Raw genomic sequence first — 15,505 nt, 5'->3', positions numbered from 1 at the left:
CGGCCGTTCCGCGATTGATGGTGAGTGCGCCAATCACGGCGCACGCGGTCGCGAAGGCGGACCGGCATAGATGAGGCGGCCATGGCATCAGCAGTGCAGTGCACACCGGGCGCGACCGGATATCCGGGGCGGCCGGGACGCGGGTCAAGCGGAACGGATCTGGACGAAATCGGGGCAATCGATGAGCAGGCGAGCGAGCAGGCGCCCGTTGACGCAGGGGGCGGTCCGGCGCTGCAGGAAATAGTGCTGCGCATCAATCGCGACGACCGCATCGCCGGGCCCGGCAGGGTCGAAGTGGCCATCGACATAGCACCCGACACCGCACCGGGCGACTTGAACGTCGCAGCGGACGTGCGCGCATTGCTGATGCAGGCGGCGGCGCGCGTCGATGCATCCGCCGAGCACGTGCATGCGCAGATCGGACGCGGCGCAACACGCATCGTGGTGCGCTCGGAGTCGGCATGGGGAGATGCCGACCATCCCGAGCGGTTCGCCGAACAGTCCTTCCTGACCGAAGCGCAGTGGGCCAACGTACTGCAGGTCGTGTTTCCGATGCAGGGCGGGCGACGCCTGTCGCGACCGCAGGGCATCCGGCCGTTCATCGAATCGGTGCTGTGGGTGGTGTGCGCCGACTGCGTGTGGTGCGACCTGCCGCGCGAGCGTGGCTCCTGGCGAAGCGTCTACGTGCGCTTCATCCGCTGGTCCAGCGCCGGCATCTGGCCGCGCGTGGCGGCGGCGATGGGCGACAGCACCGGGCCCGGACGGCTGCTGCTCGAGCGGCACAATCGCTATCTGGCCGAGGTGTCCAAGTCCAGGCAGCGGCGACGCAGGGGGGACGTGATGCGACCGTGAGCCATGGGCGGGTGGCCGGTACGTCAGGTCCGGATCATTGCGAGATGCGCTGCAGTTCCTCGTCGGACCAGCCACCGCCCAGGGCCCGGTAAACGTCGATGTAGGACGTCAGGCGCGACAGCCGCGCGCGGGCGAGGTTGAGCTCGGAGCTGAGCAGTTGCCGCTCGGCGTCGAGCACTTCCAGGTAGCTGCTGACGCCGGCCTTGTAGCGCAGGCGCTGCAGGCGCAGGTTCTCGCGGTTGGCGGCCGTGCTCTCTTCGTTGGCGCTGATGATGCTCGCCGACTTCTCGTACGCGCTGACGTTGCTGGAAACCTCGACCAGCGCCTGCAGCACGGTCTGGCGATAGACGTGCGTCGCCTCGTCGGTCTGCGCGCGGGCGAGGTCGACATTGGCGCCGGCGCGACCGAAGTCGATGATCGGCAGGTCGACGTACGGACCCCAGGAATTGATGCCGAGCGAACGACTGCTCGAGCCCAGGTCGCTGAGGTCGACGGCAGTGCGACCGAACAGCGCGCTCAGGCCGATGGTGGGGAAGGGGAAGCGGTTGGCGACGGCAACGCCGACGCGGGCAGTCGCCGCATGCAACTGGTTGTCGGCAAGTCGCACGTCGGGACGGCGATCGAGCAGCTCGGTCGGCAGGCCGGTGGGAATGTCAGGCGAATCGGGCATGCCGCCATTGGCCATCGGGCTGCCGCGGTCGATCGGTTGCGGAAAGCGGCCGAGCAGCTGCGCCAACTGGTTCTCGGTGGCGAGGATCTGCTGTTCGGTGAAGGGCAACTGCGCGCGCGTCGTGGCCAGCTGCGCGATTGCCTGCTGCTCCTCGGCGCCCGAGGCCACGCCACTGCGCAGCTGCGCACGGATCAGGCGCAGCGATTCTTCCTGGCTGGTGATGGTGCGCTCGATGATCGCGCGCTCCTCGTCCAGCTCGCGCAACGACAGCCAGGTCGACGCGACCTGCGTCACCAGCGTCGCCATGACGCCGCGCGCCGCGTCTTCGGTCGCGAGCAGGTTGGCACGCGAGGCCTCGCTGCCGCGGCGCAGCTTGCCGAACAGGTCGATCTCCCAGACCAGCGACAGCCCGGCCGAATAGACCGTGTCGTCGTCACCACTGCCGGCCGAAGGGCTGGAGCTCAGCGTGCCGCGGATATCGGGGCCGAGCGATCCGCGCGCGAACTTGGCGTTGGCGCGCGCCTGCTCGACGCGTGACAGCGCCTGGCGCAGGTCGAGGTTGTTGTCGATCGCCTCGCGGATCAGCGCCGACAATTGCGGATCGCGGAACAGGTCGAACCAGGCGACGTCGGCAATCGATCGCGCCTCGGCCTGGGTCAACGGCGCGCGGTACTGCACCGGCAATTCCAGGTCCGGCCGCGAGTAGTTCGGGCCGAGCATGCAGCCGGTGAGGGCGATCGACACGCCGATGAGCAGGGCGGCAGCACGCATCAGTGCGCTCCTCCCTCCGACGGCGCATGCGGCGCCGATGGCGCTGCGCCCTCCTTGAACTTCGGCGGCCCGCCGAAGCGCTCGGCCAGGCTCTGGATCAGCACGTACAGCGCGGGCACCACCAGCACCGCCAGCAAGGTGGCGGTGAGCATGCCGCCGAACACCACCGTGCCGACCGAGAACTTCGACGCAGCGCCGGCGCCGGAGGCGAGCACCAGCGGCACCACGCCGAGGATGAAGGCGAACGAGGTCATCAGGATCGGCCGCAGGCGCAGCTTGGCGGCCTCCATCGCGGCGTCGTGGATCGACATGCCGCCCTCGCGGTAGAGCTTGGCGAACTCCACGATCAGGATCGCGTTCTTCGCCGCCAGGCCGATCAGCGTCACCAGGCCGATCTGTCCGTAGACGTTGAAGTCGAGGTGGGCCAGCAGGATCGCGATCAATGCGCCCAGCACGCCAAAAGGAGTGGCCAGCAGCACCGCAAACGGCACCGCCCAGCTTTCATACAGCGCCGCCAGGAACAGGAACACCACCACCACCGACAGCGCCATCACCATCGCGGCCGCATTGCCGGCCTCGACCTCTTCGGCGGTCTGCCCCGACCACTCGTAGCCGTACCCGGCCGGCAGCGATTCGGCCGCCACTTCGCGCAAGGCCTGCAGCGCATCGCCGGAGCTGTAGCCCGGCGCCTGCGAGCCGGTCATCTCGGCACTTCGATACAGGTTGTAGCGCATGGTGAAGCGCGGGCCGATGCCGGGCGTGGCCGTCACCACGGTGTCCAGCGGCACCATCTCGCCGTTGCCATTTCGGACGAACAGCTTGGACAGCGTGGAGATGTCGCGGCGGAACTCCGCATCGGCCTGGACCGAGACGCGGTAGTTCTTGCCGAAGCGGGTGAAGTCGTTCACCTGCAGGCTGCCCAGGAACACTTGCAGCGTGCCGAACACGTCGGAGATGGGAATGCCGAGCTTCTTCACCTTCTCGCGGTCGACGGTGATGCGGTAGTTGGGCGTCGATGCCGAGTAGGTCGTCGTGATGCGGCCGATCTCTGGCCGCTTCTGCGCGGCCTGGACGAACTGTGCCGCCGTCTCCGCCAGCTCCTCCGCGGTCTGGCCATCGCGCGCCTGCAGCATCATCGAGAAGCCCGACACCGAGCCGAAGCCGGGCAGGGCAGGCGGGTTGAACGCGATCGCCATCGACTCCGGCGTCTGCATGCCGATGCCCATCGCCTTCTGGATCAGCGCGTTGACCTGCTGTTCTTTTTCCTGGCGGTCCTCCCAGGGCTTGAGCTTGACCACCATCATCGCCGCGTTGGGCGCGGCGGTGCCGGAGATGATGTCGTAGCCGGTGATGCCGAGCACCGCATCGACGCCATCGAGCTTGCGCAGCTTTGCGCTGACCTCGTTGACCACGTTGTCGGTGCGCTTGGTCGAGGACGCGTCGGGCAGGATCGCCTGCATGAAGAACGCACCGACGTCCTCGTCCGGGACGAAGCCGGTGGGGGTGATGCGGAACAGCAGGAACAGGGCGACCAGCAGCACAAGCATCATCACCACGATGTGCTTGAGCGCCCCGGTGCCGCGCTTGGCCACGCCGCTGTAGTGGAACGTGAGCCGTTCGAAGTAGTGGTTGAAGCGGGCGAAGAACCGGCCCATCAGCCCCTTTGGCGGACCGGGCTGCTTGGGCTTGAGCAGCAGCGTGCACAGCGCCGGCGTCAGGGTCAGCGCAACCAGCGCCGAGAACAGCGTGGACACCGCCACGGTCAACGCGAACTGCTTGTAAAGCTGGCCTGTCACGCCGGGCACGAAGGCCATCGGGATGAACACCGCCGACAGCACCAGGGCGATCGCCACCACCGGCCCCGACACTTCGTCCATGGCCTTGCGCGTGGCTTCCTTCGGCGGGAGCTTGTCGTGCTCCATGATGTGCTCGACCGCTTCGACCACCACGATCGCGTCGTCGACGACGATGCCAATGGCCAGCACCATGCCGAACAACGACAGCGTGTTGATCGAGAAGCCGAGGAACTGGTACGCGATGAACGTGGCAATCAGCGACACCGGCACCGCCAGCATCGGGATGAGCGTGGCGCGCCAGCTCTGCAGGAACAGGAACACCACGATCAGCACCAGGATCAATGCCTCGACGAAGGTGTGCACGACCTCCTCGATGGACGCCACCACGAACAGCGAGGTGTCATAGGTGACGTCGTAGGCCAGGTCCTGCGGGAAGCTCTCCGCCAGCCGCTTCACTTCGGCATTGATCAGTTCGGCCGTCTCCAGCGCGTTCGCGCCTGGCGCCAGGGCGATGCTCATCGCCGCCGCCGGCTGGCCGTTGAACTTGGCCACGGTGCTGTAGTCCTTCGCGCCCAGCTCCACCCGGGCGATGTCCCGCACGCGGATATACGAGCCATCGGGCAGCGAGCGCAGGATGATGTCCTCGAACTCGGACTGCTCGACCAAGCGGCCCTGCAGTCGCAGTGAGTACTGGAAGCCGCTGGGGGAATCGGCCGGCGGCTGGCCGACCTGGCCGGCCGCGGCCTGCTTGTTCTGTTCCTGGATCGCGTTGACCACGTCGGTAGTGGTCAGGCCGAGGGTGGCCATCTTGTCCGGACGCAGCCACAGGCGCATGCCGAACTCGGATCCGTAGACCTTGGCCTCGCCCACGCCGCGGACGCGCTTGAGCGTGTCGAGGATGTAGTTGTAGAGGTAGTTGTTGAGGAACAGCTGGTCGTAGCTGCCCTTGGGCGAATAGAACGAAATGAACATCAGCGTGTCGGGCGAGCTCTTGGCCACCGTCACGCCGATGTCGTTGACCTCGCTGGGCAGGCGCGGCTGGATCTGGGCGACGCGGTTCTGCGTTTCGACCGAGGCGATGTCGACGTCGCGTTCCAGGTCGAAGGTGACCGAGATGGACGTGGAGCCGTCGTCGCCGGACACCGACTTGATGTACTTCATGTCGGTGACGCCGTTGATCTGGGTATCGAGCGGCGCGGTGACCGCGTCTTCGACCACGTCCGCGCTGGCGCCCGGATAGAGCGTGGTGACCTTGACGTTGGGCAGGGCGATGTCGGGGAACTGCGAGATCGGCAGGCCGATCATCACCAGCGTTCCGGCCAGCACCAGGAACAGCGAGATGACGATGGCGAATACCGGGCGATCGATGAAAAAGCGCGCCATGGCGTGCGCCCCTCAGCCTTTCGCCGGGCCACCGGGCGGCGGCGCTTCGGCCGGCGGCGCCTGGAGTTGCTCGTACGTCACCTTCGTCACCTTCAGCGGCACGCCCGGTCGTGCCTTCTGCACGCCCTCGACCACCACCGTGTCGCCGGGCTTCAAACCTTTGTCCATGACCCACAGTCCGCCATAGCGCGGGCCGGGTGTCACCGGTACCTGCAGCGCCTTGCCGTCGGCGCCCACCGTAGTGACGAAATACTTGCCCAGCGTCTGCACCACCGCACGATCGGGCACCAGCAGCGCGCCCTTGCGCTGGTCGGCGCGCACCTGGATGCGTGCGAACAGACCCGGGTACAGCATGTGCTGTGGATTGGGGAACTCGGCGCGCAGCCGGTACGTGCCGGTGCGCGTATCCAGTGCGCGGTCGGCGAAGATGATCATGCCGGGCAGCTTGTACTCGGTGCCGTCGCTGAGCGTCATCCTGACCTGCCGGATCGGATCGTCGGCGTGCGGCGTGCCGCCTCGGTAGCGACGTTCGTAGTCGAGCAGCTTGGCTTCGCTGATGCTGAAGTACACCCACACCGGATCGTCTTCGGACAGTTCGGCCAGGACGGTGGTGCCGGCGGTGATCAGGTCGCCGGGAAACACCTGCGCGGCGCCGATGCGACCCGTAAGTGGCGCGGTGACGGTGGCGTACTCGACACCCAGCGAGGCCTGGTCGACGGCCGCCTGGTTGGCCGCGACCTGCGCCTGGGCGGCCTGCATCGCGGCGACGGCGTTGTCGTAGATCTGCTTGGAGATCGCGTTTTCCTTGACCAGGGGCCCGTAGCGGGCGACGTCCTGGCGGGCGCGGGCGAGGTCGGCGCGGGCGGCGGCCAGGCCTGCGCGCGCATTGGCCTGCTCGGCCAACGGTGAGCGCGGATCGATGGTGAAGAGCTTCTGTCCCTCGGTGACCAGCGCGCCATCGTCGAAGTGCTTGCCCATCAGCACGCCGGTGATCTGCGCGCGCAGCGACACTTGGCGCGAACCGCTGACCTCGCCGACGAATTCCTCGAAGAGCGGCGTGTCCTGCTGCAGCACGGTCATGACCTTGACCGGTACCGCCGGCGGCGACGGTGGCTCCTTCTTGCCGCAACCTGCCAGGGCGACCAGGCCTGCAACTGCGAGCGCAAGCGTGACACCGTGCGGCCGCGTGGACCTGCCAGCGGCGGATACGTGCAGGGTTACGTCCGCAACGGCGATGGTCATGATTTCCACCCTGAAGTCGACGTGGCGAAACCGGGCCCCAGTGATTCACCCTCGCGCCTTCGGCGATACCAGCAGAGTCCATGCAATAGTCTTGTGACGAACCGGGGCCGCTGGGCAGCGCCTGCGGCCCACTCAGCCACGTGACGGTTATCACAACCAGTTCACGGGCACCGAGGATGATTGCCCCCGACACAGCGCCGTGGTGGCCGCGTGGCAAAGGGAGAGGGACGGCGATGAAACATGTCTTCGTATTGGCACTCACGCTCACGCTTGCGGCCTGCGCGACCGACCCGGGTACGCGCGAAACCCAGAAGCAGTCCGGCTCGGTGGTCGCAGGCGCAGTGGTGGGCGGCCTGGTCGGCAACATGTTTGGCGGCGGCACGGGCAGGGCACTGATGACCGCGGCCGGTGCCGTGGCCGGCGGCTTCATCGGCGACCATCTCTACAAGAAGCACGCCAAGTCCGAGTACGAGAAGGACGCCGCGCAGCGTGCACTCAACCAGGGTGCCTCCGGCCAGAAGATCACCTGGGCCGACCCGCGCACCAACGAGGCCGGCTACTTCGTCGCCCTCAACACCAAGCGGATGTCAGATGGGCGCGTCTGCCGCGACTTCCGTCGTGGCCTGAGCGTGGGTGGCGAATCGGTCGACGAGACGACCGGCACTGCCTGCAAGAAATCCAACGGACAATGGGATGTGGGCTGAGTCCACGCAGGCAACCACAGAGGCGTCACCATCATGATGACCAGGCTAATCCTCCTCCTTCTCGTGGCCGCGGCCACGCCGGCGTTCGCGCAGGTCAAGGCCGATGCCGCGCCCGCGCGCTTCGATGCTGCCGACGCCAACCACGACGGCAAGGTTGATCGCAACGAGTACGGCGGCTTCGTCCAGGAGCTGGTGCTGCTCTACGACGGCAACGGCGATGGCGACGGCAAACTGTCGCGCGCCGAACTGGCGTCCGCACCGGACCCGAGCAAGTTCGACAAGATCGACAGCAACAAGGACGGCTTCCTGACCATCGAAGAGATCGACGTCTTCACCGACAACGATTTCGGGGTGATGGATGCCAACTCCGACGGCTCGATCGATCGCAACGAGATCGCAAAGCGCAAGTAAGCCGGCTGCATCGCCGGACGATGCGTGATGAGGCATGAAACCTGAAAGCGCTGCGGCATGCCGTGGCGCTTTCGTCTGTGGGGGCAGCCGGAGCGTCGTGGGGCAGGGCACTGGCCAAAATGGGTAAAAAGGGTATATTTCACCCAAGTCCCCCTCGTGGAGCGGCGCCATGGCCCAGACCCTCAAGCTCGACGCAATCGAAGACCTGCCCCGGACGCCCGCCTCGGACGTCAAGAAGCTCGGCTGGCGCGGCGTGATGAAGGCGGTCGGCCGCATGGGCAAGGTGGTGGTCACCAACCACAACGAACCCGAGGCGGTGATCATCCCCGCCGAGGAGTACGACGCGATGATCCGTGCCCTGCACGAGGCCGAAGCGAAGAGCGACTCCGCCCTCGACGAGCTGCGCCACCGCTTCGATGAGCGCCTCGCCTCGCTGCAGGAAGCCGACGCCGGTGACCGCCTGCGCGCACTGATGCACGGACCGGCCAGGCTGCGCGGCAAGGTCAAGGCCGGGGCGAGCCATTGAGGGCGAGCCATTGAAGCGTCGTCCCGTGCTCTATGTCCTCGCCGGGGTCAACGGCGCAGGCAAGAGCTCGGTCGGCGGTCACCTGCTCGAACGCGCGGGACTGGGCTGGTTCAACCCCGACACCTTCGCGCGCGAACTGATCGCGCAAGGCGGGTACGAGCAGGGCCAGGCCAATGCCGTTGCATGGCAGGAAGGCATGCGACGCCTGGACGAGGCGCTTGAACGCGGCCGCAATTACGCATTCGAAACAACGCTCGGTGGACGCACCGTGCCGGCGAGGATCAAGGCGGCAGCGCGCACGCATGACGTGCTGATGTGGTTCTGCGGCCTCTCGTCACCCGAGCAGCACATTGCCCGCGTCAAAGCACGCGTCGCCGTGGGCGGCCATGACATTCCCGAAGCGAAGATCCGCGAGCGTTACCCTGCCGCGCTGGAAAACCTGATCGCGCTCATGCCGGACCTGGCGCACCTGCAGGTGTACGACAACAGCGTGGAGGTTGCGCGCGCCAAGGCGATTCCGGATCCGGTGCTGGTCGCCGAGATGGTGGCCGGAAAGCTGGTCTGGCCGGATGACCTGGCCTCGCTGGAGCGCACGCCGGAATGGGCGAAGCCCCTGCTGGAGGCGGCGTTGCTGTTGAGTGGGCGATAGCGAGGCAAGGCCCCGGAATCTCGCGGTCCCGGGGCATCATGCTTCACGCGGCAGCGAGCTCGGTATAACCGGCAGCTCCACCGCCGAAGTACGAAGTGGCTGGCGCCTCGAGCAAAGGCGCATTCCCGCGCAGGCGTTCCACCAGGTCCGGATTGCCGATGAACGGCTTGCCGAACGCGACCATGTCGGCGTGACCCGATGCCGTCGCCTCGATGGCGCGCTGCCTGTCATAGCCATTGTTGGCGATGTACTTGCCGTTGAAGGCCGCGCGCAACGCCTTGATGTCGACGGCGCCGTTGTCGCCGTGCAACTGCCCCTCGACCACGTGCAGATAGGCCAGGCCCATTTCACCGAGGCGTCGGATCAGGTACTCGTGGGTTTCCATCGGCGTACTGTCGAGCGCCGTATCGCCAATCGCCGTGGACAGCGGTGACAGTCGCAGACCGACGCGATCGGCGCCCCAGATTTCGGCGACGGCCTCGACGACTTCGAGCGTCAGCCTTGCGCGGTTCTCGATGGAGCCGCCGTAGCGGTCCTGGCGCTGGTTGGTGCTGTCGCGCAGGAACTGCTCCAGCAGGTAACCGTTGGCCGCGTGGACCTCGACGCCATCGAAGCCTGCTTCCTTGGCCTTGCGCGCGGCATTGCGGTAGTCCTCGATGATGCCGGCGATCTCGTCGGTTTCCAGTGCGCGCGGCATGGAGGGCGATTCGAAGCCGGCTTCCGTGAACACGTTGCCGCCGGCCTGGAGCGCCGAAGGTGCCACCGGCGCAGCGCCGTCAGCCTGCATGCTGACGTGCGACATGCGGCCGACGTGCCACAACTGCACGACGATCTTGCCGCCCGCATCGTGGACCGCCTTGGTTACGGGCGCCCAGGCAGCGACGTGCGCATCGGTGTAGATGCCCGGCGTGTAGGCGTAGCCGCGACCCTGGCGCGAAATGTTGGTGGCCTCGGTGATGATCAGGCCTGCCGACGCACGCTGGCGGTAGTACTCGACCGCGAGCGGCGTCTGCACGCCGTCCATGTCGGCACGCGAACGGGTGAGCGGCGCCATGGCGATCCGGTTGGCGACGTCGATGGCTCCAATGCGGGTGGGGGAGAAGAGGAGGTCGGTGGACATGGCGTTTTTCCAGTGGATGCACCGTGGTGCGTTGGAAAGAACAATGCGACCTGCCGACTAATTCATCCAATTTATTTGTTGAATTTCAGATATTCAGGAGCATCATGTCTGGATGCGATACGACCTGAACCTGCTGCCGGTCTTCCTGGCCCTGATGGAGGAGCGCAACGTCACGCGCGCCGCCGCGCGGCTGGGCATCACCCAGCCGGCGCTCTCCAACGCGCTGGTCCGGCTGCGCGACATGCTCCAGGACCCGCTCTTCATCCGCGAGCGCTACGGCATGCAGCCGACGCAGAAGGCCGAGTCACTGGCGCCGGGCATCGCCGCGGCGGTGGCCAGGCTCGACGAACTGATCCTGGGCCAGCAGGGGTTCGACCCGGCGAAGGCCGAGCGACTGTTCACCATCGCGCCGAACAGCTACGTCGAGTTCGTGCTGGTGCCGGCGATCGTGGCGCGACTGCGCGAGCGCGCACCGGGCATCCGCCTGCGCCTCACGCCGTACGGCACCGACCTCGCCGAAACCGGCGCAATCTCAGGCGAAACGGCCATGGTCCTGGGCCGCATCGTCGACCCGCCGGACAACCTGGTCGTGCAACACCTGATGGACGACGGCCTGGCCTGCGTCGTGCGCGCCGACCACCCACAGGTCAACAAGCGCCTGTCGAGGAAACAGTACGAACAGCTCAAGCACGTCAACGTGCTGCCGGCCGGCCGACTCCGTGCCGGTTTGTTCCAGGCGCTTGAGCGGCAGGGATTGCGACGCGACGTAGCCGTCTCGGTGACGCACTTCCTGGCGATCCCGGAGATGCTCGCGGTGACCGACTACTGCACCACGCTGCCGATGCAGATCTGCCGGCACCTCGCTGGCGACGCACGGCTGAAGGTGCTACCGGCACCAGTCGACCTGGGCACGTTCCCGACCGAGATGGCCTGGCATGTGCGCTATCGACATGACCCGGCGCATCAGTGGTTGCGGGCGTTGATCGGTGAAGTGGCGATGCAGATCGCGAAGGCGCCTGCGCCGTAATTGCGCGCAACGAGGGCTGCAGGGCGCACAAACAAAACAGCGCGTGACGCCGTGGGCGTAACGCGCTGAATTGGCTGGATGAAATGGTGGAGCGGAGGAGGATCGAACTCCCGACCTTCGCATTGCGAACGCGACGCTCTCCCAGCTGAGCTACCGCCCCATGGGGCCGATTCTAGCGTCAGGAAAGCGCGGCTGCCAAGGCGGCCGGCGGCCGGGGCGGAAATGGCGGAATGCGGGGCCTGGCGAGCCCCGCTCGATCATTCTTTGACCCGTACCAGGCGGAAACCGATCGAGTCGTCCCTGGCGCCGGCCGAATACCGCATCCGGTTTGCGGACCGGGTGTCCTTCGCCGTCGTGCCCCAGGACCCTCCGCGGGTCACGCGCCTGTCGCATCCCCTCGCGAGTTGCGCACTGCCATCGGTGGGTGCGTGCAGGTAATCGGGCGCGCCGCAATCGAGTGTCCACTCGTTGACGTTTCCCATCACGTCATGCAGCCCGAACGCATTGGGCCGATAGCGACCGACAGGCGCCGTGTTCCGTGATCCGTCGTCGCAGCGAGCCACCGTCGCGTCCGGATACTTCTTCGCGAAGTTCGCGTCGGCATTGTTGGCGTCCTTGCAGCCGTCGTCCGCGCTGTCGCCCCATGGATATGCGCGCTGGCTGCCGGTTCGCGCCACGTACTCCCATTCCGCTTCGGTGGGCAAACGATAGCCGCCACCTGTCTGCACATTGATCCAGTCAACGTAGGCTTGAGCGTCCTCCCAGCTCACGCACACCACCGGATGGTTCGGTTCCTGCGGGAATCCCGGATCCAGATAGGTCGTGGCGGCGTTTGGTTGCCAGTCGCCAGTCTTCACCCGGTCGGTTATGCAGTCGCCACCGACCGTCCGCTTGGACGCGGCGGTGAAGTCGCGATACTGCGCCAGGGTCACTTCGTAAACGCTGACCGCAAGTGTGTAGTCGATGGACACCTGGTGGAGCGGTGATTCGTCTTTTCCACGCCCGGGTTCGGAATCTGGCGACCCCATCTGGAAGCGTCCGCGCGGCACGATGACCATCACCGGGCATTGCGCGCACTCCTGGAAGGTCACCCCCGCTTCACCCCGGCGCATTGCGTCGAGCACGGCCTCCTTCGTCGCCAACGGAGGGGCCGCGACCGCGGCAGCAACGAACAGCTGCAGCAGGATGAAACACCATACCTTCTTACGCATGTGCGCACGCTGTTGGCTGGTCAGGGCTCTGGATTGAATGTAACCGCCAGTGACAGTGGCCGCATCTGGCCAGAGGGCACCCTGACTTCAGTCCTGCCCGGCCAGCAACGGCCCGATCCCCGCCTCCAGCGCCTCACGCCGCCAGCCCGACAGCGCATCCGGCCACTCACCGCGATCCAGCAACGCCTCCAGCCACCGCCGCGAGGCGAGCACGCCATCGGGCAATCCCAGCTCGGCACTGCGCGCCGCTACCGCGTCCTGCAGCTTCCGCAGCCGCTGCTTGTCGCGGTTGTCGCCCTGGTTGGCGTCGGGTGCGTCGGCTTCATCCGGCAGCGGGGTGTTCAAGGCAGCCCACACTGCATCGCCGAGCTTGCGCGGCGCCTTCGGGTGCGCATCGAGATCACGCTGCAGCCCGGCGCGGTCCATCGGTGGGTTGCGGGCGAGGTTGACGGCCAATTCGTTGTCGAGGATCCAGTTGCGCGGGCGGTCGTTGTCGCGCGCGTAGGTGTCGCGCCAGCGCAGCAGGCGCAACAGGCGCAGCTGTGCGTCGCGTTCGAGGAACTGGGCGCTGCGCATGGTCGCGTGCGGCCAGCGTTCCGGACCTTCGTTCTCGGCGTTGATCACGGTGCGTGCGGCGTCTTCGACCAGCCACGCGCTGCGGCCGAGTTCCTGCAGCCGGTACTGCAGCTGGTCGTGCATCTCGAACAGATGGCGCACGTCGTCGGCGGCGTACTCGAGCTGGGCCGGCGACAGCGGGCGACGCAGCCAGTCCGAACGCGTTTCACCCTTGGCCAGAGTGATGCCGGTCAGTTGCTCCACCAGCTTCTGGTAGCCCAGGCCGGCGCCGATGCCGGCCAGTGCGGCGGCGAGCTGGGTGTCGAACAAGGGCTTGGGCACCACGCCGCAGGAATGGCGGAAAGCCACCAGGTCTTCGCTGGGGCTGTGCATCACCTTGACGATGGATTCGTCGGCGAGGATCGGCGTCAGCGCGGCGAGGATGCCGGGCGCGAGCGGATCGATCAGGAGTATCTGCGGCTCGTCTTCGCCGCGCTCGATCGCGATCTGCACCAGTGCCAGTTGCGGCCAGAAAGTGCGCTCGCGGATGAACTCGGTGTCCAGTCCGATCCGCGCCGGCGGCGCGCTGTCGAAGTGGGCGCGGAGGGCGGCGGGGTCGGTGATCCAGGCGACAGGCATGTGGGGATGGTAAGCGGGGAAGGGGGTGGCGAGGTTGCCGGGGCGGGCGACAATAGCCTACTTTCGACGCACCCAAGTGTCCCGGCATGAGGCGAGGAGGACGATTGCGCGCACCGTTGTTGGCTTTCGCCGCCATGCTGGCTGTGATGTCGGGCTGTTCGCGCGAGCCGTCCGGCTCGTCCCGCGAGGCCGCCGGCGCCCGCGCGCCGATCGTGACCATCAGTGCCGACCAGGCGGTGTCGCCGGTGCCGCCGTGGCGGGCGCCGGCAGTCGAGGTCAACGATGGCAACTTCAAGCAGCTGAAAGCCGATGCCGCCGCGGCCCTCAAGGCCGGGCATCTGTTCGGCAGCGACGACCATGCGATCCCGTTGTACCTGGCCCTGCGCCGGTTTGCGCCAGACGACGCCGCCGTCGAGGCGGGCCTGCGCCGCGCCACGGCCAGCCTGCTCGGCAAGGGCAACGAAGCCCTCGGGGCCATCGATCGCGATCCGCTGTCGTTGCGCCGTGCGCACGAGATCGCCGCGGTCGCGCGTGCGGTCGCCCCGGACGATGCCAAGGTGATGGCCTACCTTGCACGCCTCGACAAGTCCGACCAGGCGCAGGAAGCCAATCGCCTGGGCGAGGAGGCACTCAACGCCGGTCGCCTCGGCGTGGAGGGTGGCGACGGCACGGCGCTGGCCTATTTCCACCAGGCGCTAGAACTGCGCCCGGGCGACCAGCGCGCCAGCCAGGGCATCGCGGCGGTGGAGAGCGCGTTGATCCGGCGCGCTGAAGTCGCCGCCGACCACGATGATTACGAAGCTGCCCAGCGCGAACTCGACATCGCGGCGAAAGTGCGCCCGGGGTTTGCCAGCGTCGATGACGCCCGCGCCCGTGTCGCGATGCAGCGCATCGCGCGGGTAAATGCATTGCGCGATGCCGGCATCACCGTGCTCACCCGCAATGCCAGTGTCGATGAAGCACGACGACTGCTGGCCGTGATGCTGCGCATCGCCCCGGCCGGCGATCCGGCCGCGCGCGAACTGCGCGAACGCATCGACCTGGCCACGCATTACGGCCTGTTCCGCCCCGGCCAGGCGTTCACCGACGCGATGCAGGGCGGTGGCCGCGGGCCGCAACTGGTGGTGATCCCGCACGGTGCCTTCCGCATGGGCGCGCCCGAGGGCGAGATCGACTCCAGCGACGCCGAGCGGCCGCTGCGCAACATCCGCTTCGAGCGTGGCCTGGCGATGTCGCGCACGGAAATAACCGTGGGCGAGTTCCGTCGCTTCATGACCGCGAGCAAGCACCGCGCGCGGGCCACGCGGCGTGGCTATTCCAACGCCTACGACGAGCGCAGCGGCAACTTCGTCCGCCGTGGCAACGTCGACTGGCAGTCCGACTACGCCGGCAATCCGGCCGCCGACAACATGCCGGTGGTCCATATCAGTGCCAAGGATGCGATCGCCTACACCGAGTGGCTGTCGGCGCAGACCGGACAGCGCTACCGGCTGCCCAGCGAAGCCGAGTTCGAGTACGCGCTGCGTGCCGGCAACGCCAGGCGATACCCGTGGGGCGATGGCACGCCGCCGGTGCGCTCGGGCAACTTCACCGGTGCCCGCGACGCGTCGCCGAGCGGCCGCCGCTGGAACAACGCGTTTGCCGGCTATGGCGACGGCGCCTGGGGCCCGGCCCCCGTCGGCAGCTACCGTGCCAATGCCTTTGGCGTGCATGACCTGTCGGGCAACGTCAGCGAGTGGGTGGTCGACTGCTGGCACGACACCTACCGCCGGGCCCCGCGCGACGGCGCGGCCTGGCTCAACCCCGGATGCCGTTCGAGAGTGGTGCGCGGCGGTTCATGGGCGAGTTCGCCGGCGCAGACGCGCTCGGCATGGCGGCAGGAAAGCGACGCCAACGTGACGAGCGCGCGCATCGGATTCCGGGTCGTGCGCGAAATCTGAACAGGGGAA

The 15,505-nt window shown here is 67.3% G+C and carries 13 protein-coding genes, 1 tRNA gene and 1 pseudogene; 8 read left to right on the top strand and 7 right to left on the bottom strand.

Annotated features, from left to right (window positions below):
* Positions 1 to 243: 243 nt before the first annotated feature.
* Complete coding sequence (locus ACFOPO_RS12800; RefSeq protein ID WP_386703594.1) at positions 244 to 852, top strand: transposase; 609 nt, start codon at positions 244 to 246, stop codon at positions 850 to 852.
* Between the two features lie 34 nt (positions 853 to 886).
* On the opposite strand, the gene ACFOPO_RS12795 is transcribed toward ACFOPO_RS12800, so the two are convergent.
* From ACFOPO_RS12795 to ACFOPO_RS12785, 3 genes are read right to left on the bottom strand one after another with little or no spacing between them, the layout of a single operon-like run.
* Entirely contained in the window at positions 887 to 2,293 is a 1,407-nt protein-coding gene (locus ACFOPO_RS12795; protein ID WP_386703593.1) for an efflux transporter outer membrane subunit, read from the bottom strand.
* Positions 2,293 to 5,472 (bottom strand): efflux RND transporter permease subunit, encoded by a 3,180-nt coding sequence (locus tag ACFOPO_RS12790; protein WP_386703592.1) that lies wholly within the window; start codon positions 5,470 to 5,472, stop codon positions 2,293 to 2,295. The genes ACFOPO_RS12795 and ACFOPO_RS12790 overlap by 1 nt, the downstream gene beginning before the upstream one ends.
* A 12-nt stretch (positions 5,473 to 5,484) precedes the next feature.
* On the bottom strand, positions 5,485 to 6,714 hold the full coding sequence (locus ACFOPO_RS12785; RefSeq protein WP_386703591.1) for an efflux RND transporter periplasmic adaptor subunit: 1,230 nt from the start codon (positions 6,712 to 6,714) through the stop codon (positions 5,485 to 5,487).
* Positions 6,715 to 7,034: 320 nt separating this feature from the next.
* Between ACFOPO_RS12785 and ACFOPO_RS12780 the strand changes: the two are divergent.
* The 5 genes and pseudogenes from ACFOPO_RS12780 to ACFOPO_RS12760 all read left to right on the top strand — a co-directional run.
* A pseudogene (locus ACFOPO_RS12780) lies at positions 7,035 to 7,169 on the top strand (glycine zipper 2TM domain-containing protein); the annotation flags it as partial.
* Positions 7,143 to 7,418, top strand: coding sequence for an RT0821/Lpp0805 family surface protein (locus tag ACFOPO_RS12775; RefSeq protein WP_386703876.1), 276 nt, complete (start codon positions 7,143 to 7,145; stop codon positions 7,416 to 7,418). The pseudogene ACFOPO_RS12780 and the gene ACFOPO_RS12775, both read left to right, overlap by 27 nt.
* A gap of 33 nt (positions 7,419 to 7,451) precedes the next feature.
* The gene (locus tag ACFOPO_RS12770; protein WP_386703590.1) at positions 7,452 to 7,829 is read left to right on the top strand and encodes a hypothetical protein; all 378 of its coding nucleotides are present in this window, start codon (positions 7,452 to 7,454) and stop codon (positions 7,827 to 7,829) included.
* A gap of 169 nt (positions 7,830 to 7,998) precedes the next feature.
* Positions 7,999 to 8,355, top strand: a complete 357-nt coding sequence (locus ACFOPO_RS12765) for a type II toxin-antitoxin system prevent-host-death family antitoxin (protein ID WP_386703589.1) — start codon at positions 7,999 to 8,001, stop codon at positions 8,353 to 8,355.
* Between the two features lie 10 nt (positions 8,356 to 8,365).
* Entirely contained in the window at positions 8,366 to 9,004 is a 639-nt protein-coding gene (locus ACFOPO_RS12760; RefSeq protein WP_386703588.1) for an AAA family ATPase, read from the top strand.
* A 43-nt stretch (positions 9,005 to 9,047) separates the two neighbouring features.
* Here the strand turns inward: ACFOPO_RS12760 and ACFOPO_RS12755 are convergent, their stop codons facing one another.
* Entirely contained in the window at positions 9,048 to 10,124 is a 1,077-nt protein-coding gene (locus tag ACFOPO_RS12755) for an alkene reductase (protein ID WP_386703587.1), read from the bottom strand.
* A 112-nt stretch (positions 10,125 to 10,236) separates the two neighbouring features.
* Between ACFOPO_RS12755 and ACFOPO_RS12750 the strand changes: the two genes are divergently transcribed.
* Positions 10,237 to 11,151 carry a LysR substrate-binding domain-containing protein gene (locus ACFOPO_RS12750; protein WP_386703586.1) on the top strand — a complete coding sequence of 305 codons (915 nt, stop codon included), beginning with the start codon at positions 10,237 to 10,239 and terminating at the stop codon, positions 11,149 to 11,151.
* A gap of 84 nt (positions 11,152 to 11,235) precedes the next feature.
* Here the strand turns inward: ACFOPO_RS12750 and ACFOPO_RS12745 are convergent.
* From ACFOPO_RS12745 to rnd, 3 genes are all read right to left on the bottom strand, one after another.
* Positions 11,236 to 11,311: transfer RNA gene (locus ACFOPO_RS12745), tRNA-Ala, on the bottom strand.
* Positions 11,312 to 11,408: 97 nt separating this feature from the next.
* A complete protein-coding gene (locus ACFOPO_RS12740; protein WP_386703585.1) occupies positions 11,409 to 12,362 on the bottom strand; it encodes a formylglycine-generating enzyme family protein in 954 nt (317 codons plus the stop codon).
* An 87-nt stretch (positions 12,363 to 12,449) separates the two neighbouring features.
* A complete protein-coding gene (rnd, locus tag ACFOPO_RS12735) occupies positions 12,450 to 13,556 on the bottom strand; it encodes a ribonuclease D (RefSeq protein ID WP_386703584.1) in 1,107 nt (368 codons plus the stop codon).
* A gap of 86 nt (positions 13,557 to 13,642) precedes the next feature.
* Between rnd and ACFOPO_RS12730 the strand changes: the two genes are divergently transcribed.
* Complete coding sequence (locus ACFOPO_RS12730; protein WP_386703583.1) at positions 13,643 to 15,496, top strand: SUMF1/EgtB/PvdO family nonheme iron enzyme; 1,854 nt, start codon at positions 13,643 to 13,645, stop codon at positions 15,494 to 15,496.
* The last annotated feature ends 9 nt before the right edge of the window (positions 15,497 to 15,505 follow it).

It is taken from the genome of Lysobacter sp. GCM10012299 (genome assembly GCF_042649405.1).
In the GTDB taxonomy this organism is placed as follows: domain Bacteria; phylum Pseudomonadota; class Gammaproteobacteria; order Xanthomonadales; family Xanthomonadaceae; genus Lysobacter_J.
Note: the sequence above shows the minus strand (reverse complement) of the source record. Positions and strands in the feature narration are given on the sequence as shown.

Bases quoted from the DNA above. Each gene is read 5' to 3' on its own strand.
- ACFOPO_RS12785 (WP_386703591.1), bottom strand. From the start codon at position 6,714: ATGACCATCGCCGTTGCGGACGTAACCCTGCACGTATCCGCCGCTGGC.
- ACFOPO_RS12730 (WP_386703583.1), top strand. From the start codon at position 13,643: ATGAGGCGAGGAGGACGATTGCGCGCACCGTTGTTGGCTTTCGCCGCC.
- ACFOPO_RS12765 (WP_386703589.1), top strand. From the start codon at position 7,999: ATGGCCCAGACCCTCAAGCTCGACGCAATCGAAGACCTGCCCCGGACG.
- ACFOPO_RS12755 (WP_386703587.1), bottom strand. From the start codon at position 10,124: ATGTCCACCGACCTCCTCTTCTCCCCCACCCGCATTGGAGCCATCGAC.
- ACFOPO_RS12750 (WP_386703586.1), top strand. From the start codon at position 10,237: ATGCGATACGACCTGAACCTGCTGCCGGTCTTCCTGGCCCTGATGGAG.
- ACFOPO_RS12770 (WP_386703590.1), top strand. From the start codon at position 7,452: ATGATGACCAGGCTAATCCTCCTCCTTCTCGTGGCCGCGGCCACGCCG.
- ACFOPO_RS12795 (WP_386703593.1), bottom strand. From the start codon at position 2,293: ATGCGTGCTGCCGCCCTGCTCATCGGCGTGTCGATCGCCCTCACCGGC.
- ACFOPO_RS12740 (WP_386703585.1), bottom strand. From the start codon at position 12,362: ATGCGTAAGAAGGTATGGTGTTTCATCCTGCTGCAGCTGTTCGTTGCT.
- rnd (WP_386703584.1), bottom strand. From the start codon at position 13,556: ATGCCTGTCGCCTGGATCACCGACCCCGCCGCCCTCCGCGCCCACTTC.
- ACFOPO_RS12790 (WP_386703592.1), bottom strand. From the start codon at position 5,472: ATGGCGCGCTTTTTCATCGATCGCCCGGTATTCGCCATCGTCATCTCG.